At 68.1% G+C, this 19,122-nt stretch carries 19 protein-coding genes; 8 read left to right on the top strand and 11 right to left on the bottom strand.

The window, feature by feature from the left end; all coding sequences use genetic code 11:
- Positions 1–138: 138 nt before the first annotated feature.
- The 4 genes from ACFWPX_RS25670 to ACFWPX_RS25655 all read right to left on the bottom strand — a co-directional run bounded on the left by ACFWPX_RS25670 (position 139) and on the right by ACFWPX_RS25655 (position 4,548).
- Positions 139–1,587 carry an LCP family protein gene (locus ACFWPX_RS25670; RefSeq protein ID WP_378929723.1) on the bottom strand — a complete coding sequence of 483 codons (1,449 nt, stop codon included), beginning with the start codon at positions 1,585–1,587 and terminating at the stop codon, positions 139–141.
- Positions 1,588–1,727: 140 nt separating this feature from the next.
- A complete protein-coding gene (locus ACFWPX_RS25665) occupies positions 1,728–2,933 on the bottom strand; it encodes an Ig-like domain-containing protein (protein WP_378929721.1) in 1,206 nt (401 codons plus the stop codon).
- A 153-nt stretch (positions 2,934–3,086) separates the two neighbouring features.
- The gene (locus tag ACFWPX_RS25660) at positions 3,087–3,281 is read right to left on the bottom strand and encodes a hypothetical protein (RefSeq protein ID WP_378920748.1); all 195 of its coding nucleotides are present in this window, start codon (positions 3,279–3,281) and stop codon (positions 3,087–3,089) included.
- A 46-nt stretch (positions 3,282–3,327) separates the two neighbouring features.
- Entirely contained in the window at positions 3,328–4,548 is a 1,221-nt protein-coding gene (locus ACFWPX_RS25655) for an MFS transporter (protein WP_378929719.1), read from the bottom strand.
- Between the two features lie 161 nt (positions 4,549–4,709).
- On the opposite strand from ACFWPX_RS25655, the gene ACFWPX_RS25650 reads away from it, so the two are divergent.
- Positions 4,710–5,552 (top strand): DUF72 domain-containing protein, encoded by an 843-nt coding sequence (locus tag ACFWPX_RS25650; protein ID WP_378929717.1) that lies wholly within the window; start codon positions 4,710–4,712, stop codon positions 5,550–5,552.
- A 291-nt stretch (positions 5,553–5,843) separates the two neighbouring features.
- The gene (locus tag ACFWPX_RS25645; protein ID WP_378929715.1) at positions 5,844–6,209 is read left to right on the top strand and encodes an Rv3235 family protein; all 366 of its coding nucleotides are present in this window, start codon (positions 5,844–5,846) and stop codon (positions 6,207–6,209) included.
- Between the two features lie 60 nt (positions 6,210–6,269).
- Here ACFWPX_RS25645 and ACFWPX_RS25640 read toward each other — a convergent pair whose 3' ends face one another.
- From ACFWPX_RS25640 to ACFWPX_RS25625, 4 genes are all read right to left on the bottom strand, one after another.
- Positions 6,270–7,649 carry a metallophosphoesterase gene (locus tag ACFWPX_RS25640; protein ID WP_378929713.1) on the bottom strand — a complete coding sequence of 460 codons (1,380 nt, stop codon included), beginning with the start codon at positions 7,647–7,649 and terminating at the stop codon, positions 6,270–6,272.
- Between the two features lie 129 nt (positions 7,650–7,778).
- Positions 7,779–8,303 (bottom strand): DUF4254 domain-containing protein, encoded by a 525-nt coding sequence (locus tag ACFWPX_RS25635; RefSeq protein WP_378920738.1) that lies wholly within the window; start codon positions 8,301–8,303, stop codon positions 7,779–7,781.
- Between the two features lie 160 nt (positions 8,304–8,463).
- Positions 8,464–9,609, bottom strand: a complete 1,146-nt coding sequence (locus tag ACFWPX_RS25630; protein ID WP_378929711.1) for an acyl-CoA dehydrogenase family protein — start codon at positions 9,607–9,609, stop codon at positions 8,464–8,466.
- A 112-nt stretch (positions 9,610–9,721) separates the two neighbouring features.
- Positions 9,722–10,282, bottom strand: a complete 561-nt coding sequence (locus ACFWPX_RS25625) for a hypothetical protein (protein WP_378929709.1) — start codon at positions 10,280–10,282, stop codon at positions 9,722–9,724.
- A 422-nt stretch (positions 10,283–10,704) separates the two neighbouring features.
- Here ACFWPX_RS25625 and ACFWPX_RS25620 point away from each other — a divergent pair, with 422 nt between their 5' ends.
- Entirely contained in the window at positions 10,705–11,997 is a 1,293-nt protein-coding gene (locus tag ACFWPX_RS25620; RefSeq protein ID WP_378920732.1) for a hypothetical protein, read from the top strand.
- A 64-nt stretch (positions 11,998–12,061) separates the two neighbouring features.
- Here the strand turns inward: ACFWPX_RS25620 and ACFWPX_RS25615 are convergent, their stop codons facing one another.
- The gene (locus ACFWPX_RS25615) at positions 12,062–13,441 is read right to left on the bottom strand and encodes an AIM24 family protein (protein WP_378929707.1); all 1,380 of its coding nucleotides are present in this window, start codon (positions 13,439–13,441) and stop codon (positions 12,062–12,064) included.
- 215 nt (positions 13,442–13,656) lie between these two features.
- Here ACFWPX_RS25615 and ACFWPX_RS25610 point away from each other — a divergent pair, with 215 nt between their 5' ends.
- Positions 13,657–15,081: an amidase gene (locus ACFWPX_RS25610; protein WP_378929705.1), complete on the top strand. Its 1,425-nt coding sequence runs from the start codon at positions 13,657–13,659 to the stop codon at positions 15,079–15,081.
- Positions 15,082–15,126: 45 nt separating this feature from the next.
- Here ACFWPX_RS25610 and ACFWPX_RS25605 read toward each other — a convergent pair whose 3' ends face one another.
- Together ACFWPX_RS25605 and ACFWPX_RS25600 are read right to left on the bottom strand one after the other, a co-directional pair.
- Entirely contained in the window at positions 15,127–15,360 is a 234-nt protein-coding gene (locus ACFWPX_RS25605; protein WP_378929703.1) for a hypothetical protein, read from the bottom strand.
- A 199-nt stretch (positions 15,361–15,559) separates the two neighbouring features.
- On the bottom strand, positions 15,560–16,000 hold the full coding sequence (locus ACFWPX_RS25600) for a MarR family winged helix-turn-helix transcriptional regulator (RefSeq protein ID WP_378929701.1): 441 nt from the start codon (positions 15,998–16,000) through the stop codon (positions 15,560–15,562).
- 79 nt (positions 16,001–16,079) lie between these two features.
- Here ACFWPX_RS25600 and ACFWPX_RS25595 point away from each other — a divergent pair, with 79 nt between their 5' ends.
- From ACFWPX_RS25595 to ACFWPX_RS25580, 4 genes are all read left to right on the top strand, one after another.
- The gene (locus ACFWPX_RS25595) at positions 16,080–16,454 is read left to right on the top strand and encodes a cupin domain-containing protein (protein ID WP_378929699.1); all 375 of its coding nucleotides are present in this window, start codon (positions 16,080–16,082) and stop codon (positions 16,452–16,454) included.
- A 67-nt stretch (positions 16,455–16,521) separates the two neighbouring features.
- Complete coding sequence (locus tag ACFWPX_RS25590; protein ID WP_378929697.1) at positions 16,522–17,460, top strand: metal ABC transporter substrate-binding protein; 939 nt, start codon at positions 16,522–16,524, stop codon at positions 17,458–17,460.
- Positions 17,457–18,191, top strand: coding sequence for a metal ABC transporter ATP-binding protein (locus tag ACFWPX_RS25585; RefSeq protein ID WP_378920718.1), 735 nt, complete (start codon positions 17,457–17,459; stop codon positions 18,189–18,191). Before ACFWPX_RS25590 ends, ACFWPX_RS25585 begins: the two co-directional genes overlap by 4 nt.
- Entirely contained in the window at positions 18,188–19,072 is an 885-nt protein-coding gene (locus ACFWPX_RS25580; protein WP_378920716.1) for a metal ABC transporter permease, read from the top strand. The genes ACFWPX_RS25585 and ACFWPX_RS25580 overlap by 4 nt, the downstream gene beginning before the upstream one ends.
- Positions 19,073–19,122: the final 50 nt, after the last annotated feature.

The following is a 19,122-nucleotide window of genomic DNA, read 5'->3' as shown; positions in this document are numbered from 1 at the left end:
GGGCGCCCCCGCCCCCCCTCTAGGCCGCCCGCGCGCCGGGGCGCGCCCCCCCCCCTCCCGCCCCCCCCCCCCCCCCCGGTGAGTGCCCCCCCTCCCCCCCCTGCCCCCGGGGGCCCCCCCCCCGGGGCACCGAACCGCTCAGTTGACGCAGGGAATGGTGCTGTCGATATTGGTGGACAGCGGTTTTCCCGCGTCGGGCAGTGGCATCGAGCCGGACGTCGTGGTGGTCGGGGGTGTGGTCGTCGATGTCGCCGGGCTCAGCTCGGTGGGCAGGGTGAAGTCGGCGCCGAGTGCGACCCGGATGCGCCCGTCCTGCACCGACGGCGACGCGGAAACCGGCAGTCCACCGAGGAGTTCCGCCAGTGCGCGAGCGTCGTCGGCGGCACCGAGGCCGTAGGTGATGGTCGAGAACTGACCGTCGCTCGAATCTCCGTTGCCGATCAGGCCCGCGCCGTAGCCCCGGCTTGTCAGCGCGGCCGAGAGCGCCGCGGCCTGACCTTTCACAGCGCCCACATTGTGCACATCGACCACGCTCGTCGGAATCTGTGCCGCAGTAGTGGTTTTCGGTCCTTCCTGACCGAAAGCCGCCCGCACTTCCCGTTTGATCGCGGCCGGGTCGACGATATTCACGTCCTGACCGTCGATCACGTCGTAGCGCACCACCGGCAGCGTGCGGAACTCCACCGGCACCGAACCGGCGGCGCCGAGGTCGCGGGCGAAGTCGAACAGATTCCAGCCGTTGGAGAGCACCACATCGCGGTGTGCCACATCCATCAGTGCCGACAGCTTGCTCAGGTTGGTCAGCGTTCCGGAGTCCCTGAGCGACTTGGCGACCGAGGTGAGGAACGCCTGCTGGCGGTGGGTGCGGTCGAGGTCGCCGTTGCGCAGGCCGTGGCGCTGGCGGACGAACGCGAGAGCCTGCGAACCGTCGAGATGCTGGGTGCCCGCAGGGAAGACCGCACCGGAGAACTCGCTGTCGTCGACGGCGTTGTTCAGGCACACGTCGACGCCGCCGATCGCGGTGGCCAGGTCGTAGAAGCCCGCGAGGGAGATCTCGGCGAAGCGGTCGATCGGCACCCCGACGAGATTGCGGACGGTGGTGACGATGGACGCGCGTCCGGCCTCGCGGCCGCGGCGCTCGAGCACCACCGGATCCTTCTCGCCCTGCTCGATCAACTTCGCCTGTACCGCCGCCTTTTTCAGGCCGTACGCCTCTTTGATCTTGATCTGCTGGTAGCCAGGGATGCCGGTCACGGCAACATAGTTGTCGCGCGGGATGGAGAAGGCGACGACCTTGTTCTTGTCGGCCGGAATGTGCAGCAGGATCAGCGAATTCGCGTTGTAGCCGCCCTCGGTGCCGTCACCGGCGTGCAACTGATCGAGTATTTCTTTCGGCAGGTCGTTGCCGTTGAGGTCCTTGCGGGTGTCCAAGCCGATCAGCAGGATGTTGACGGCGCCGCCGCCGGACCGTGGGGCATCGGTACCGAGCGCGGTGGAGTGGGTGAAGCCGGAATCGAAGTCCTGCTTGGCCGACCAGGCCAGGCCGGTGCCCGCGAGCACGGCCAGCGCGGTCGTCGCCACGAGCATCCTCGCCATGATCAACCCAGCTCTGCGGGCGCGTCCACGCCCGGGCGCGCGGTGGTCGGCGGCGATGTGCCTGCCGACGCGCTGTGGTCCCCGCCGTGTCGTCTCCGGGCGCGGCGGCGCCGGAAAGTTGTTGTCCCCGTTCACCGCAGCGCGCTACCTGCCTGCCACTGTTCCCACGGCACGCTCCAGTCGCCGTTCTGCCACACCTCGAGCGGGGCGCCGCCGGTATTCCTGATGTCGACCACGTCGCCGGGTTGGGAGAAATCGTAGAACCAGCGGGCATTCTCGCCGCTGAGATTGAGGCAGCCATGTGAGACATTGGTGTTGCCCTGCGCCCAGATCGTGTCGTCGAGCTGGTGCAGGTAGATGCCGTCGGTGCTGATCTTGGTCGCCCAGCCGATGGTTTCCTTGTAGCCGAGCCGGGAGTTCACCGGCAGACCGTAGGTGGAGGAGTCCATGACCACCGGATTGCCTTTCTCCATCACGGTGTAGATCCCCGGCTGGGTCCAGAAGGTGATGGTCTTGCCCGCGACGGTCTGGCTGCCGCCCATGCCGAGCGAGGTCGGCATCGTCTTGATCAGCGTGCCGTTCTCGTACACCCGCACCTGCTTGTCGTTGTCGTCGACGATCGAGACGTGCGAGGGGCCGATGGTGAAGCTGGTTGCGGTGTCTTCCTGGCCGTAGAGGCCACCGCCGAGGTCCTTGCCGTAGATGTCGGCGGTGAGGGTCACTGTTGTGCCGGGCGCGTAGTAGTTCGCGGGGCGCCAGTGGGCATTGCGGTCGTCGAGCCAGTACCAGGAGCCGACGACGGGCGGATCGGTGGTGACCGACAGGTGCTTCTCCGCCGTCGCGCGATCGGGGACGTCCTCGTCGAAGTGCGCGACGACGACGGTGCCGACGCCGAAGGTGCCCGACGGGGAGAGCTCCGTGCCGCCCGTGGTTCGGAAAGAGACCTCGGTCTGGTTGTTCGGCGCGAGGGTGGTGAACGACGAGGTGATCGGCCCGACCTGGCCCGTGACGGTCACCGCCTCGGCCGTGACCGTGTAGGTGCGGCCGTAGCCGAGCGGTTCCGACGGTTTCCATGCCGACCGGTCGGGGGTGAGGATGCCGTCGACCGTGCCGCCCTGCTCGTTGGTCATCGTGACCGCGGTGAGCTGCCCGTCGCTGGTGCTGACCCGGACCGGGCCGAGCGGGTCGATCTCGGTCGCGCCGTCTTCCGGCGCTACCGAGATCGCCGGTGCCGGTGGGGCGGCGGATTCGGGCTCGGATCCGGTGGGCGAGCCGCAGGCCGCGACCAGCACCATGAGCCCGGCGGCGAGGCCGGCTCGGAAACGTCGTCCTGACATGCGCCCCTCCTGTGCTCGGTGCCGCTCAGCTCTGCGGGCTGACCTCGACGTCGATCGGCATGGGCTCTCCTCACTCAGCGATCCGGCTGTGGTGGGCCGAACGGGCTTGCAGCGATAGCGCCAACCAGCGTAACCCCGTTCGATGCGGGCGGGTCAGTCCTCGCTGGTGGCGCGTTGGCCGAGAAACCGCAGGAGGGCGGGATCGGCGGAGGTGAAGCGGTCTACTTCCTGTCCGCCGGTGCACTCGTACAGGGCGATGGTCACGGAGTCCGGTCGGCGTCCTACGACGCGCCAGATCGCGCCGGAATCCTGCCAGCGGAGGAGGAGTTCAACGGGGTCGGCGCTCACCTGATTCACCGTAGTGCGCGGCGATCATGGGTGTCGGACTCGTCCGTTATGCCCGCTCGCGGTAGTTGGCGGCTACCAGGGCGAGGCAACTCGCGGCGATCACGGCGGTGACCAGAAACATGGCGGGGTAGCCGAAGCCGAGGCCGCTGTGCAGGGCCGACAGGACCGCGGGCACGCCGAAGCCGAGGTAGCTCACCGAGTAGAAGACCGCGTTCAGACCGGCCAGGTCGCCGGGACCCGCGATGCGTTCGACCTGTTGCAGGCCGGCGACCAGGCCGATGCCGTAACCGCTGCCGAGTACGACGGCGGTCAGCAGCGTCACCCAGATGCTCAGGGTGGCAGCGGTCCACGCGGCAAGGACCATTCCCGTGGTGAGCAGCACCAGCGCGACTATCGCGGCGCGTGCGGTGCCGGGACGGTCGATGCGTCGGGCCACCGATTGGATGGTGAATCCGCAGCCGAGTGTCACCATGGTGACCAGGGCGGAGAAGGCGATCGGGGCCTGCTGCACGCGCGGCAACATCAGCGTCGGGAGCACGGCGTAGGCGGTGGCGTTGGCGGTGAACAGCCACAGCGCGATCGGCACCGCCACGCGCAGGAACCGTCGGTGCCCGGCGGCGGGGATCTTCAGGTCGTCACGCAGCCTGCCTGGATTCGCTGGGCGGGTCACGGTTTCCGGCGTTCGGGCCACCCAGAAAGCAGTTGCGACGCAGAGCACCGCGTTGACGAGATAGGCGGTCGAATCGGGCAGCGGACCCCACTGCGCGAGGGTTCCCGCCACACCCGCGCCGAGGGCGAACCCGGCGGTCAGGCTCATCGCGGATCGGCGAGCCCCCTTGCCCGCGGCGGCCGCGGCGAACGGTGGTTGCGACAGTTCCTTGAGCCAGCTGCCACCGACCGCCATCGCTAGTCCGAGCGCGACACCGCACAGCATCCGCCCGGCCGCCAGCATCGGCACCGAGGCCGCGCCCGCCGCGAGCAGCAGCGAACCGGCCGCGGCGATCAGCGGCGCGGGCAGCATCAGCGGGCGGCGGCCGAACCGGTCCGAGAGCGGGCCGCCGATGAGCAGGGCGGGCACGATGCCCAGGACGTAGTAGAACAGCAGCAGGTCGACCGCGGTCAGCGCGAGGCCGTTGGCTTTGTACATCACCAGCAATGGCGTGAACTCGTTGCCGCCCCACGCGATCGCGACCATGGCGGCGGACACCCCGAGCCAGGCGCGGGTCGCGGAGGCAGCACGGGGCCGCTCGGTGGTGAGAATCGCCATCACAGGCCCTTTCCGTCGTGCGCACACCGGAAATCCGGCGTGGATGGGGCGGAGCGTTCGGTCCACTCGCGGACCGTCGATCCCGCCACCCGCGCACAGGGGCGAATGGTGGCAACCGGTCTCATTTTAGGCGCGGCCGGTCGCTGTATTACCGTCGGCCTGTGCGTGAGCTGCGGATGGGGTGTGCGATGTGGACCCATACCCAATGGCAGCAGCGGATGCCTGCGCCCGGGGAGCGGTTGCGTGCCTATGCCGGGCACTGCGGTGCGGTCGAGGGCAACACCACGTTCTACGCGACGCCGTCGGCGTCCACGGTCGAGTCGTGGGCCCGGCAGACCGCACCCGATTTCCGGTTCGTGCTCAAACCGCCGAGGGCGGTGACCCATGAACGCAGGCTCGTCGACGCCGGTGCCGAACTCGGCGCGTTTCTCGACGTGATGGCGCCGCTCGGGCCGCGGGTACACGCGCTGTGGATCCAGTTGCCCGCGTCGTTCGGGCCGACCGATCTCGGCGCGCTCGCCCGTTTCCAGCGTGAGCTGCCCGGTGGGCTGCGGTGCGCGGTGGAGGTGCGTCATCCGGCCTTCTTCGAAGACGAGCGAGCCGCGGTGCAGCTGGAACGGGTGCTCGGGCGGATCGGGGCCGAATGGGTGCCCTTCGATACGACGGTCCTGTTCGACGGGCCACCGGGTGACCCCTCCGAATTCGAGGCAAGGGCGAAGAAGCCGCGCGTCCCGCGCCGGATGAGGGCGCTGACCGAATACCCGATCGTGCGCTATCACGGCCGCGCCGACACCGAACGCACCGTCGCGGGCTGGCAGCCGTGGGTGGAGACCGTCGCCGGCTGGCTGCGCGAAGGTCGCTCGCCCACGGTCTTCGTGCACACTCCCGACAACGCCGCCGCACGCGGCTTGGCTCGCCGCTTCCACGACGAGGTCCGCGCGATCGTCGGTGAGCTGCCCGAGCAGCCCATCCCCGAACCCGATGAACCGATGACACTGTTCTGAGGCCTCGGTGGCGGACAACGTGAGGTGACCTGCACCGATTTCACGAAAACTTGTCGTACCCCCGTGTAATGCTGTGCGCCACCACTGGGGAGTGGGTGGACGAACTCGAAGGGGACGAGCATGTCTACGGATGGAATGTTGTTGTCGCCCGCGCCGCACTGCGAGCCGCGGTTGGAGGGCGGGGCCGTGGTGCATCGTTGCGATGCTGTGGATGTTGTTGGGCCCCAGCCGGTCAGGGGGTCGGTTCGGCGGAGGGCATCCGGTGGAACACCGGCTGGTATCCGCAGGGCGGTGCGTGCGTCGTGCCCGCGGGTCGCGCCACCTGCCACCGGATCATCCACGAGTGCGAAGCGATTCACCGAGCAGGTCTTGCGGCTACTGCTCGAGGTCGTCGATCGGCGCAGATCGTCCACCCATCTGCGCGCGTTCACCGACGCGAAGGTGCTCGCCGCTATCAACACGATGCTCGCGCAGGACTCGGCTCCCGACCGAAACCTCGGGACCGCCACCTTGACTCGCGTCCACCTGACCCCGGCGGAGGGCGACGCCGCCGAGGTCTTCGCTTCCTACCAGCGCGGCCCCCGGTCGTTGGCCATCGCCGGTCGGATCGAATCATCCAAGGACAGTTGGCGATTGGTCGCGGTTCGAATGTTCTGACGGGGTCGAACAGATGATGGCGACAGGGACGTTGCGGCGTATGGCTCGACTGCGGGCATCTCAGCGCAAAGCAGTGACACCTGAGAAATCATGGGATGCACGGTGATTGCGGTCAGGGAGGCTGCCGAGGGCGTGGTCGGGGTGCAGACCGAAGTATTGCTTGCGGGTCTTGCTGGTCCAGGCCAGTGCGGCCGCGGCGGCGATGCGGTGGAAGTGGACGGTGTAGCCGTATTCGTAGATGCGCAGGAGCGCGTAACCGCCGGGATACTCCTTCACGGCCGCCACCTCGAGGTACTCGACCTGGCCGGAATCGGGGCGGCTGCGGCGATTTCGGTGCGTGTGGCCGCTGTGGTGCAGGAAGACGCCGGGGCTCGTTCGGTAGCACGCTTGCAGGGCGGCCGCGCTCGTTCGATCGAGGACGAAACCCGGACCGCCGGGATTGCTCAGTGCCGCATAGCGAGTCGCGGGATGGTGGCCGAAGATCAGGGTCGGGCGGTCGGTGTCGGCGGCCAGTATTGTGCGCAGGTGGGCGAGTTGGTCGGCATTGATCGTGCCGCCCGAACCTCGCCTGCGGGTGGTGTCGAGGCCGATCAGGCGCAAGCCGCCCAGTTCCTGGCAGGTGAGCTGTCCGAACGGCTGGAACACCTCGCCCCAGTGATCATCGGTGCCGCGCGGCACATCGTGATTGCCGCGGCAGACGAAGTGGTCGCGACCGGCTGTACCCCAATCATCGAGACGCGCACTGATTCCCGCCGACTGCTCCGCGGTGCCGCAATCGGTGAGATCACCCGCGACAACGAGGTGATCGGCCGCGCGCTCCGGCCTGCGGATGTCGTGCAGCAGCGCCTCGGTCATCACCTGCGGGTAGTGGCCGTCGTCGTGTCGCAGGCCCGGTGGCAGGCCTGCGACGATCAAGCCGCTGCGGTCCTCACCCCAGTGCAGGTCATTGGCGAGGGCGATCGTGCGCAGCAGTCGTCCCTGCGGCGGCGGCGCGGTCAGGAAGATACCCGTGACCTCGGGAGTTCCGGGGCGTCGGGTCACCCAGGTGCGGCCGGGGACCGCGGTTTCGCCGTCGGAGCAGGCAATGAAGCGATAACGGCGGCCGGGCTCGAGCCCGCGCACCTCGGCGTAGTGGTGTGCGGTGCGACGGCCGTCGAGATAGCGGGTGACAGGTGCGGCCGGGCTGTCGGCAGGCGCGAGGCGCACCTCGGTGTCGGCCGCTGCCGGGCGAAGCTGTCCCGCACGGTCGCGTCGATGGGTGGACCACGTGAGGATCACCGTGTCGTGGGTCACCGTCACGACCTCGAGATCGGTGACCACGAGCCGATCGCGCACGCCCGTCCACGAATACGGCCGCGCCATCGGCGCCCGAACCGTCGCCGCAGCGGCCCCCGAGGCCGCGTTGACCAACCATGCGGTGTGCAGTCGCGGATCGAGCATTCCGGGCTCCGTTCGCCGTCTGATGCTGACGGTACGGTGCCCGCCTGAACACCCGTGGACAGCGATGTGGCCGTTGACCGCCCAGGTAGCGACCGTGAAGCGATGCGGCCTCGGTGGCCGCACCACCCGCTATTCGGACCGTGGTGTGTTCCGGCTCGGTTGCTCCCCACCGCTTTCCGGGGCGTCGCCGTCGAGTCCGTCGGGCAGCCGACGAGCGCCGCTGGCCACTTCGGCGATGAGATCGTCGTAGCCGCAGGCCAATTCGTGCAGGCGCAGTTGCGCGGCGTGCAGTTCGGCTTCGGCGCCGCAGGCCAGCGCGTGGTAGGTGAGTGCGGCGAAATGGGCCATGCGGTCGACGACGGCGCCGATGCTCTCGGTGTGCATCGGTGCCGAGATCGCCGGGGTGGGGGAGCGGATGACGACCCAGCGGTCGATCTCGCAGACCAGACGCGCACGCGCCCAATCGATATCGCTGGTATCGCCGGGGATCTGTTGTTCGCGGCGTTCGTGCAGGGTGGCGAGTTCGTGCGCGGCGGCTAGGACCGGATCGCCGTCGACGGTGACCCCGCAGACCGCCTGCATCATCTGTGCTCGGTCCGGCAGTACCGGTTCCGGTCCGGGTCGTCCCGTCGAACCGCTGCCGTCCGTGTCCACTGTTGCCGCACCGTCCTCGCCGTCGGAAATGTTGCCGCTTGTCGAAGGACATTCGTCTCGGAAGGGACGGCGGATAGGTCACGAAATGACCCCTCAACAGCGAAAACCGGCCGCGGACAACTGTTCGCGGCCGGTCGGGATCACCGATGGAGCTGGAGTATCACAGGCTCCGGGCGATGATTTCCTTCATGATCTCGTTGGTGCCCGCGTAGATGAGCTGGACGCGGTTGTCGACCCACATGCGCGCGATCGGGTACTCGTTCATGTACCCGTAGCCGCCGAACAGCTGCAGACAGGTGTCGGCGATCTGCATCGCCTTGTCGGTGGTCCACCACTTCGCCATGGCGACGGTCGGGATGTCGAGCTCGCCGCGGATGTGCTTCTCGACGCAGTCGTCGATGAACACGCGCGCGATGCGCGCCTCGGTGGCGACCTCGGCCAGCTTGAACTTGGTGTTCTGGAATCCGAACACCGGACGGCCGAACGCCTCGCGCTCCTTGGTGTAGCGCAGCGTGTGGTCAAGGGCGACCTCCATGCCTGCGACCGCGCCCATCGACACGATCAGGCGTTCCTGGGGCAGCTGCTGCATCAGCTGGATGAAGCCCTGGCCCTCCTGGGTGCCGAGCAGGTTGGTCACCGGGACGCGCACGTCCTCGAAGAAGAGCTCGGAGGTGTCCTGGCCCTTCTGGCCGATCTTGTCGAGCACGCGGCCGCGACGGAAACCCGCGCGATCGGCCTCGACCAGCACCAGCGAGACGCCGGACGCGCCCTGGGTGGGGTCGGTCTTGGCGACCAGGATGATCAGGTCGGCCTGCGCGCCGTTGGTGATGAAGGTCTTGGAGCCGTTGATGACGTACTCGTCGCCGTCACGGATCGCCTTGGCCTTGACGGCCTGCAGGTCGGAGCCGGTGCCGGGCTCGGTCATCGCGATGGCGCCGACGACCTCGCCGCTGGCCATCTTCGGCAGCCAGTGCTTCTTCTGCTCCTCGGTGCCGTAGGCGAGGACGTAGTGGGCCACGATGCCGTTGTGCAGGCTGACGCCCCACGAGGTGTCGACCGCGCGGGCCTGCTCCTCCATGAGCACGGCCTCGTGCGCGAAGGTGCCGCCACCGCCGCCGTACTCCTCGGGGATCGAGATGCACAGCAGGCCCACTTCGCCCGCCTTGTTCCACAGGTCGCGGTCGACGTGGTGCTGCTCGCGGTACTTGTCGATATTGGGGACCAGTTCCTTGGCCATGAACGCGCGGGTCATGTCACGCAGGGCGTCCAGGTCCTCGTTCATCCAGCTGGACCGATTGGCGGCCATCGAGTCTCCTTGTTCGGCTCGGCACACCACCGGCCCAGGCGTGACCGGTGGTTACAGACACCAGTGTGCCGCAGTATTGGCGTAGTGACAATAGTACTGCCGAAAAGGCGTCTCACCAGCGCAGCATGGGCAGTGGTGAGAGCGGATGGATGAGCGCGCGCCGCACGGTCAGCTCCACGAGCTTGAAGTGGAACCCGCTGTCCGGGTACCGCCGCATCAGCGCGGAGCAGGCCGCGTAGGGCAGGCCGTAGCGTCGCGCGCCGAACGTCACGTCGATCAGATCGGCTCGCCGGAACAGCTCGACCGGGTCGGTGGCCTTGCCCGCCGAGCACACGCGATGGTGGTCGCGGATCATCTCGGTGACGAGCTCGGCGATGTCCTCACGGTTGTGCGCGATCAGCCAGTCGCCCGCCAGCGCGCACGACGGTTCGAGGTAGTCGAACGTGCCCGCGGCCCAGATGCCGAGATCGTGGAAGGTCGCCGCGGTACGGAACTCCTCGCGCGCACTCGGTGGGGGTCCCGGCTCGCCGCTGCGGGCGAACAGCAGATCGGCCGCGCGCAGTACCCGAAGCACATGATGGAAGTAAGCCTTGCGGTCGGCGCCGAGCCGCGCGGTCCACGGTTCGAGCCGTTCGGCGATCGCTTGGTCGAGTTCGCTTGTGTGCTCGGTCAATTCGTCACTCCGGAGTCGATCTCACGGGCGTGCGCGAACCCCCCGGCACCCCGGCCCAACCCTAGGTGCCCTTGGTTCGCGTCGTCCGGTGAAACGGAGTTCCCGCGAACAGGTCGGCGGTCCGGCGGGGGTTGCCCGCAGTGCGCGGATCCGGTCGGGTCGGGTTGTCCGCGAGCGGTGTTCGGCAACGGTCGGGCACCGAACCTCACCGAAACTCCGGCTCCGGCGGCGGCGGGGGATTATCTTCGCAGATCCGGTCCCCGGTCGAAATTGTTGGGCGTGTCGCGCGCGGCGCGCCGTGTTCGGGGAGTCGTGCGGGAGCATCGGTTTCGCGCTCGAGGGTATATCGACTAAGAATGGCCTGTGCCGTTCACACGTGTGGTCACCCGCCTGCCTTCGCGCGCCCGGGGCGGTGGTCTGGCATGACGATCGAGACAGGTCTCGAGGACGACGTCAGCCAGCTCGCCCAGCGAGTCGAACGTGCCCGTGGGCGCCTCGCCTACCAATTCGATCCGGCTCTGACCGACGCGCTCTCCGAAGACGAGTTGCGCGCCGAACGCGAACTCGCCGAGCGCATCCGCGAACAGGATCGCGAGCAGCGCTGGAAGCACACCCAGGCGATGGCGTCCGCGTCGGACCGGAGCCGACAGACCACCGAAGCGATCGAGAAGGCCGACATGCGAGATCTGCTGCTCGCCAGAAGGGCGATGGCCTCCCAGCGGCGCGAATCGAGCCCGCACGCGAAGCTGGCTTCGCTGTACCGGCACCGATCGTGGTCGCTCAAGGCCCTGGCGGGCGTCGTCGGCGCCGGCATGCTGTGGTCGGCGGTGAACGTGCAGCAGAACATCGCGCCCGGCGGGCCGAGCGATCCGCTGTTCTGGTTCAGCTACCTGCTCGAGGCGATGATCAGCGTGTGTCTGATCATCATCATGGTCGGCACGAACAAGGTCGCCGAGTGGGGCGTGATCGACAACCGTCGGCAGGTCGCGCTCGCCGAGCTCGCGCTGCTCGGCCTGACCGTCACCCTCAATACCTATCCTTACGTGCGCGACGGGCGCTGGTACGACGTCGCCGTGCACGCGGTCGCGCCGGTGATGATCGGTGTCGCGCTGCTGATCCACGACGCGGTCAGTGCCCGCTACGGTCTTGCCATCACCCGCGCGACCAGCCAGGTCAGGGATATGCCCGACCCGGCCGACGGCCTGCTCGCCCGCCAGAGCACCGAGGGCATCCGCCTCACCTACACCCCGCCGATGACGGGTGCGGCTCGTGCCGAAGCGGTCGCCGCCGCCGAAACCGCCGCCACCACCCCGATCACCCGCGAACCCGCCTGGACCCCCACTGAGCCGACCACCAACGGCAACGGCCGCCCGCCGGAGAAGCGCAAGCGGTTCGGCATCGGCAAACCGTCCTCCTCGGACAAAGCCACCGCCAAGAAATCCGTCCCCGCGCCCGTCGTGGCACCGGAGACCCCCAAGGAACCGGTCAAGCCCGAGCCGGCCACCGACTCGGTCCCCGCCGCCCGCAAGAGCGCCATCTCCGACATCGAGGCCCGCGTCGAAAAGGCGTTCGCCGAAGCCAATTTCGGCTACGAGGCGATCGAGCCGACCAGCATCTACGACACCGGCCAGTTCCGCATCGCGGAGAGCCTGGAACAGGAACTCAACGATATGCGTGAGGCCCGTCGCCAGGCCCGCAAGGAGCGTGCGAACTAGCAGACACAGCAGAAAGGCCGATACCCGCGACTGATGTGGGTATCGGCCTTTTCCGCGTCCGGGGTCAGCCGAAGATGCCGCCGCCGGTGCCTGCTTGCTGGCCGCCGCCGGTGCCGCCGATGAGACCGCCCGGGGGAAGTTCGGAAGGCTGGACGATGACGAAACCGCGGCCGGAGAACGCGAGGGTGCTCGCCTCACCGGTGCTGCGGCCCATCAGGCGGCCGAGGCCGAACGAGTCGTTGCGTTTGATACCGGTTTGCAGGCTCGACGACCACGCCACGGCGGCGTTGGGGTCGGCGTAGGTGGCCTGGTCGACGGTGAGGACGACGGGGGTGCCGTGGGTGGTGATGGCGATGCGGCCGCGGCCGGTGAAGACGCAGTTGAACAGGCCCGCGTTGGACGCGTAGCCCGCGGCGCCCTGGACACGGCCGATGTCGTAGCGCAGCGTGGAGTCGAAGGCGAGCACGTTGGCGCCGTTGATGGTGAGGCCGTCGGTGCCGTCGAGGTCGATGATGTGCACGTCGGCTGCGCTGTTGGCCAGGAAGAGGTCGCCGCGGCCGGTCACCTTCATCAGCGGCACGCCTTCGCCGGTGAGGTGCTGACGGATGGCGCGGCCGATGCCACCGGAGCCGAGCGCTTCGAATTTCAGGTCACCCTGGTAGGCCACCATCGACCCGGCCCGCGCCATCACCTCCCCGTTCATACCGACCTTCACCATCTTGCCGCCCTGCTTCTGGATACCGAGGCCGTTGACCTCGGCATGCGAGGGGTCGAACAGGTCGCTGTGCACGGGCGGGGCTCCTTGCTGAGAAGAGAACGAGGGTTGCGGCTGTTGCGCGGGTGGTGGGGCGACCTGGCTCGGTCGACCAGGGGCACCGTGACCGGAATGGGTAGGTGGGGGAGCGACCGGCTGCACCGGAACGCTCTGTGCGGCGGGAACTGGGGGCTCGTCGTCGAGGTTGACGCCGAAAGCCGAAGCGATCCCGGCCAATCCGTCGTCGTAGCCCTGCCCGATCGCCCGGACCTTCCAGGCCCCACTGCGACGATAGATCTCCACACACACCACGCCGCTCTCGGTGGTGAGTCCCGCAATCGGGAAAGTCAGTGCGGTGGAACCGGATTCGATGGTGGTGGTCAGGGCGCCGACCGAGGCGAAGGTCGCGGGCCCACGCCCGTCGAGGCTGGCGGTGACCACCACCTTGTCCACATCGGCGGGCAATGCCGAGGTCTGCACAGCGACCACATCGGGCCCGCCGTTGCCGTGCCGGTACACCACACCTGGTCCGGTGGGCTGATTGAAGAAGACGAAGTCGGCGTCAGAACGTACTTTGCCGGCGCTGTTCACCAGCAGCGCCGACACATCGACCGACGCCGAACTCGCCACGGTGACGGTGAGCTGATCACCGGGCGCGGGCCGGTTCTCGCCGGGAGCCAGCGCGATCACGACACAGCACCCGAAGCTCGGGCGATTCGTTGGTGTTCCACGATTTCGATAGTGCCGTGTACGGCGTCACCGCGCCAGCCACAACCCGTCAACGTGGCAGGTCGCGACCGCGTACCAGCGCAATCTCCAGGTTGGCGCCACCCCGTGTGGCGCGTGGGCGTTCCGGGAAGCTCGTTACCGCTGCGAAGGGCTGCCTGGTCGGATTACGCTGCGGTATGAGCTCTGCTGTGCACGGATTTACCGACGATGCCCTCGGGACGCTGGACGCGGTCGGTGTCGCCGCGGCGTTGCGTGCGGGGGAGGTGAGCCGGTCGGAGGTGATCGAGGCCGCGATCGCCAGGACTCGGCGGGTCGATCCGAGTCTGGACGCGGTGCAGATGACCTGTTTCGAGCGCGCCGCCTCGACGCCGGAAACCGCGGGTGTGTTCGCGGGTGTGCCCGCGTTCGTCAAGGACAACACCGACATCGCGGGCCTGCCCAGCTGCCACGGCTCGGCCGCGTTCACCCCGCACCCGGCCACGGTGACCGGCGGTCCCGGCGCGCAGTTCCTGCATTCGGGCGTGATCGTGCTCGGTAAGTCGACGCTGCCGGAATTCGGCCTCACCGCGAGTACCGAATTCACCGATCGCGCGCCGACCCGCAATCCGTGGAATACGGAGTACTCGGCAGGGGCGTCATCGGGCGGCTCGGCGGCCCTGGTGGCGGCCGGGGTGGTGCCGATCGCGCACGCCAACGACGGTGGCGGCTCGATCCGCATCCCCGCCGCGGCCAACGGTCTCGTCGGCCTGAAAACCACCCGCAACCGCCTGCTCGACCAGCCGGGTGCCCGCAAACTGCCGGTGCATCTGGTCGCCGAGGGCGTGCTCACCCGCTCGGTCCGCGACACCGCGCACTACCTGGCAGCCGTCGAACGTTTCGGCGCGAAGTCGAACCTGACGCCGGTCGGGCTGGTCGAGGGGCCGAGTGCGCGACGGTTGCGGATCGGCCTGATCACCGCCGATGTGCTCGGCCGGACGGTGCACGTCGACAACGGCGTCGTCCTGGCGTCCGCGGCGAAGGTGCTCGAAGGTCTCGGTCACGAGGTCGTCGAGATGCGCCTTGACGTGGATCCGCGCTTCGTCGAGGACTTCAAGCAGTACTGGGCGATGATGGCCGCGGCGATGGCGCTGTCGTTCCGGCTGGGGCACCGCGGGTACTTCGATCCGCGCAAACTCGACCCGTTCACCACCGGTCTGATCGGGCTGGCCAAGCGCAATCCGCTCGGGGTGGCCGCGTCGACGTGGCGGTTGCGCGGAGGCGTGGCGGCCTATGACAGGCATTTCGCCGACGTGGACGTGTTACTCACCCCGGTGCTGTCCCATCCCGCCCCGCGCATCGGCGAACTCGCGCCCGGCCAGCCGTTCGACTCGCTGTTCACCAAACTCGTCGACTACGTGGGCTTCACCCCGCTCAACAATGTCGGTGGGGGGCCCGGTATTTCGCTGCCGCACGGTCTGCTGCCGAGCGGTCTGCCCGGGTCGATCCAGCTCGCGGGCCGCCGTGGTGACGAACGAACCCTGCTCGACCTGGCCTACCAGCTGGAGGCGGCGAGCCCGTTCCCACGGATCATCGACCGGACCGCCGCCGCGGGCGCGGCCTGATCAGCCGGTGCGCACCGGCTGATCAGCCGTTTGTCGCCGTGCTGATCAGTTGTTGCGCGCCGCGACATTGATCGGGCGCAGCCGTCCCGGGCTGTCGGTGCCGGCGTCGAATGCCCAGTGCTCGCCATCCCAGCCGGGGTAATCGGCACGCCAGCGGTCGACCAGGCGCGCGTCCTCGAGCGAGGCGACGACGCCTGCCGAGCCGGTGTACTGCAGCCGCTCGTACTTGTGCCGGGTGACGGTGTCGACGGTGGATGGAACGGTGGCTAGGACTGACATTGACCCTCCGGGATCGCGGCGAACGATGACGTGACGAGTGCGCGACCCGGACCGTCGGCCCGGGTGCCGCGGTGGCGCGTCACCGCTCGATCCGAGAGTATGCCGCTCGCCGTGACACCGCGCAGGTTTTGAAAATCCACTTCTTCGGATTAACGAATACCCACTATGAAATCGTCGGCGCGCGCGGTTTGGTTACGGGTCACCAGCTCGGGCGGACTCGTCCCGGGGTGACAACGCGGCCCAATGCCTTGCTGAGCTGGGTGAGGCCTGTCGCACCGAGGGTGTCCGACCAGCTCAGGGTGAATTCGGCCAGCGCCGCGTCGGCGGCCCGCGTGCACGCCCAGCCGCGGTCGGTGAGGGTGATCAGGCGGGCGCGCGCATCGCGCGGGTGTGGATTGCGGTCGGCGTAGCCCTTGGTGACCAACTCGTCGACCAGCTGGCTGGCCGCCTGTTTGGTGACGCCGAGGTGCTCGGCGATCTCCCCGACCGTCGCGCCGTCGGGTGCCATGCGCACGAAGGCGAAGCCGTGCGTCGGCCGGATATCGGTGAACCCCGCCGCGGCGACCCCGGCGTGCACCGCCTGGGTTACCTCGGCCGCTGCCGCGAGCAGCAGCAGGGGCAGATCTGCGTTCGCGGGCACGACAGTCATTCTGGCACTTGACACAATAGTCAATCTACTTGACCATATAGACAAGTTGCTTGACTTTATGGAGGTTCGAATGCCGGTAATCCGCTCCGCCGACGCGCAGGTGCACGAGGTGCACAACGCTCGGTTCACCTCGCTCGTCCGTCCCGGCACCGGCAGTGCCGAACTGTGCGTCTGGCAGACCGAGGTCAGTGCCGGCTCGGTCGGCGTGCCGCATCGAATCCTGGGGGAGGAGGCCTTCGTTCTGCTGTCGGGCGAGGTGACCATGACGATCGACGGTGAATCCGCGCTGATGACACCGGGTGACGCGGCGGTCGCGCCCGCGGGCTCGATGATCGCCCTCGCGAACTCGGCCGACGAGCCGGCTGCGCTGATGGTGACCGTGCGCGTCGGCTTCGCCGCGGAACTCCCCGATGGATCGACCTTCACCCCGCCTTGGGCATCCTGAGCCGTCTCGGCGACTGTTTCAAGACCAGAACTTGAAAGTTCGGGTCGCCGAACAATATAATTCTGGAATGAAGGTTGGGTTCTACCGTTCTCCGGTGCGACGCCGGGTGCTTGCGGCATGTGTTCTGAGTGTCATGGCGTTCGCGCTGACTGCCTGCGGTGGGATCACCTCCGATGACGACGGGAAGAAGGTAGTTCTCACCACGTTCACGGTGCTCGCCGATATGGCGCGGAATGTGGCAGGCGAGCACCTGAGGGTGGAATCGATTACGAAGGTGGGGGCTGAGATCCACGGGTACGAGCCGACCCCGGGCGATATCAAGAAGGCGGCCAAGGCCGATCTGATCCTGGACAACGGGCTCAACCTCGAGGCCTGGTTCGGCCAGTTCGTCGCCGATCTCGATGTGCCGCACGCGGTGGTCACCGAGGGGGTGGCGACGATGGATATCAGCGAGGACGCCTACCGGGGCAAGCCCAACCCGCACGCCTGGATGTCGCCGGTGAACGCGCAGATCTACGTCGACAACATCGTCCGCGCGTTCACCGATCTCGACCCCGAACACGCCGATGCCTACCGTGCCAACGGTGACGCCTACAAAACACAGCTCGGCGCCGTGCGCGACGATCTCGTCGCCGCGGTGAACACCCTGCCCGCCGACCAGCGCGCCCTGGTCACCTGCGAGGGCGCGTTCTCCTACCTCGCTCGTGACGCGGGACTCACCGAGAAGTACATCTGGCCGGTCAACGCCGAACAGCAGGCCACCCCGCAGCAGATCGGCTCGACCATCGACTTCGTCCGCCAGCGCGGCGTGCCCGCCGTGTTCTGCGAATCGACCGTCTCCGACGCACCGATGCAACGCGTGGTCGAAGCCTCCGGCTCGCGGTTCGGCGGCGTCCTCTACGTCGACTCGCTCTCGGAAGCCGACGGTCCGGTGCCGACCTATCTGCAGCTGATCCGCCACGACGCGAACATCATCGCGGCCGCACTCGCCGGAGCACCGAAATGACCGCACCGGTTGTCGAAATCCAGGACGTAACAGTCTATTACGGTGATGTGCTCGCGCTCGACAATGTCGAACTGACGTTGAAATCCGGCCGGGTGTGCGGGCTGATCGGCATGAACGGCTCCGGCAAATCGACGCTGTTCAAGTCCGTGATGGGCCTGGTGACGCCCGACCGCGGCCGGGTGCTGATCAACGGTCGCGCCCCGGCTGCCGCACGCAAGGCGGGCACCCTCGGCTACGTGCCGCAATCCGAGGACGTGGACTGGACTTTCCCGCTGTCGGTGCGCGATGTGGTGATGACCGGGCGCTACGGGAAAATGGGGTTCACCCGCCGGGCGAGCAAGGCCGACCGTGCCGCCGTCGACGAGGCGCTGGCCCGCGTCGAGCTCACCGACCTGGCCGACCGGCAGATCGGCCAGCTCTCGGGTGGTCAGAAGAAGCGCACGTTCGTTGCCCGCGGCATCGCCCAGGAGGCGACGATCCTGCTGCTCGACGAGCCGTTCGCCGGTGTCGACAAGCGGTCAGAGGCGACGATCACCGCGCTGTTGCGCGAGCTCGCCACCGACGGGGCCACGATTCTGGTGTCCACCCACGACCTGCACGCGTTGCCCCAACTGGCCGACGAGGCAGTGCTTTTGAACCGCCGGGTGCTCGAACACGGCGACCCCGATGTGGTGTTGCGTCCGGAGAACCTGGCCAAGGCCTTCGGCCTGGATGTGGACGGAGACCGATGAGCCTCGAGGAATTCCTGATCGACCCGCTGCGCTACGAATTCATGGTGCGCGCGCTGGCTACCACCGTCACGGCGGCGGTGGTGTGCGCGGTGCTGTCGTGCTGGCTGGTGCTGATCGGCTGGTCGCTGATGGGTGACGCGGTCTCGCACGCGGTACTGCCCGGGGTGGTGCTGGCCTACATCGTCGGCTGGCCGTTCGCCGTCGGCGCGGTGATCTTCGGGTTCCTCGCCGTCGCGTTGATCGGGGTCGTTCGCGATACCAGCCGGGTGAAGGAAGACGCGGCGATCGGCATCGTGTTCACCACCCTGTTCGCGTTCGGTTTGGTGCTGGTGTCGGTGACGCCGAGCCAAACCGACTTGAACCACATCGTTTTCGGCAATCTGCTCGGCGTGAGCCGCGGCGAGATGATCCAGATCATGATCCTGGCCGCGATCGTCCTGGTCGCCCTCGTCCTCAAACGCCGCGACTTCACCCTCTACGCCTTCGACGCCACCCACGCCCACGCCATCGGCCTCAACCCCCGTGTCCTCGGCACCGCGCTGCTGGCCCTGCTCGCCCTGACCTCGGTGGTCGCGCTGCAGGCCGTCGGTGTGGTCCTGGTGGTGGCCATGCTGATCATCCCCGGCGCCACCGCCTACCTGCTCACCGACCGTTTCTCCCGCATGCTCGTCATCGCCCCCACCGTGTCGGTGGTGTGCGCGGTCACCGGCCTCTACATCAGCTACCACGTCGATACCGCGGCAGGCGGCATGGTCGTGGTAACCCAGGGCGTCGCGTTCACCTTCGTCTACCTCTTCGCTCCTCGCCACGGAGTGATCGGCCGTCGGATCACCGCGGCGCGCGCCCGGAAATCGATGACCACCATCGGGGTGGCCGACTAGCGGTCCCGATCCGGCGACGGCGGATCAGATCGGTGTCGGTGGGTGCTGTC

Origin of the sequence: Nocardia sp. NPDC058518 (genome assembly GCF_042719655.1) — a bacterium.
Lineage (GTDB): Bacteria > Actinomycetota > Actinomycetes > Mycobacteriales > Mycobacteriaceae > Nocardia.
The sequence above is the reverse complement of the archived record's forward strand: the minus strand, read 5'-3'. Positions and strand labels throughout refer to the sequence as shown.

Excerpts from the sequence above, each read along its gene's own strand:
- ACFWPX_RS25670 (WP_378929723.1), bottom strand. The coding sequence starts at position 1,587 with ATGCTCGTGGCGACGACCGCGCTGGCCGTGCTCGCGGGCACCGGCCTG.
- ACFWPX_RS25665 (WP_378929721.1), bottom strand. The coding sequence starts at position 2,933 with ATGTCAGGACGACGTTTCCGAGCCGGCCTCGCCGCCGGGCTCATGGTG.
- ACFWPX_RS25655 (WP_378929719.1), bottom strand. The coding sequence starts at position 4,548 with ATGGCGATTCTCACCACCGAGCGGCCCCGTGCTGCCTCCGCGACCCGC.
- ACFWPX_RS25640 (WP_378929713.1), bottom strand. The coding sequence starts at position 7,649 with ATGCTCGATCCGCGACTGCACACCGCATGGTTGGTCAACGCGGCCTCG.
- ACFWPX_RS25630 (WP_378929711.1), bottom strand. The coding sequence starts at position 9,609 with ATGGCCGCCAATCGGTCCAGCTGGATGAACGAGGACCTGGACGCCCTG.
- ACFWPX_RS25620 (WP_378920732.1), top strand. The coding sequence starts at position 10,705 with ATGACGATCGAGACAGGTCTCGAGGACGACGTCAGCCAGCTCGCCCAG.
- ACFWPX_RS25610 (WP_378929705.1), top strand. The coding sequence starts at position 13,657 with ATGAGCTCTGCTGTGCACGGATTTACCGACGATGCCCTCGGGACGCTG.
- ACFWPX_RS25605 (WP_378929703.1), bottom strand. The coding sequence starts at position 15,360 with ATGTCAGTCCTAGCCACCGTTCCATCCACCGTCGACACCGTCACCCGG.
- ACFWPX_RS25595 (WP_378929699.1), top strand. The coding sequence starts at position 16,080 with ATGCCGGTAATCCGCTCCGCCGACGCGCAGGTGCACGAGGTGCACAAC.
- ACFWPX_RS25590 (WP_378929697.1), top strand. The coding sequence starts at position 16,522 with ATGAAGGTTGGGTTCTACCGTTCTCCGGTGCGACGCCGGGTGCTTGCG.
- ACFWPX_RS25585 (WP_378920718.1), top strand. The coding sequence starts at position 17,457 with ATGACCGCACCGGTTGTCGAAATCCAGGACGTAACAGTCTATTACGGT.
- ACFWPX_RS25580 (WP_378920716.1), top strand. The coding sequence starts at position 18,188 with ATGAGCCTCGAGGAATTCCTGATCGACCCGCTGCGCTACGAATTCATG.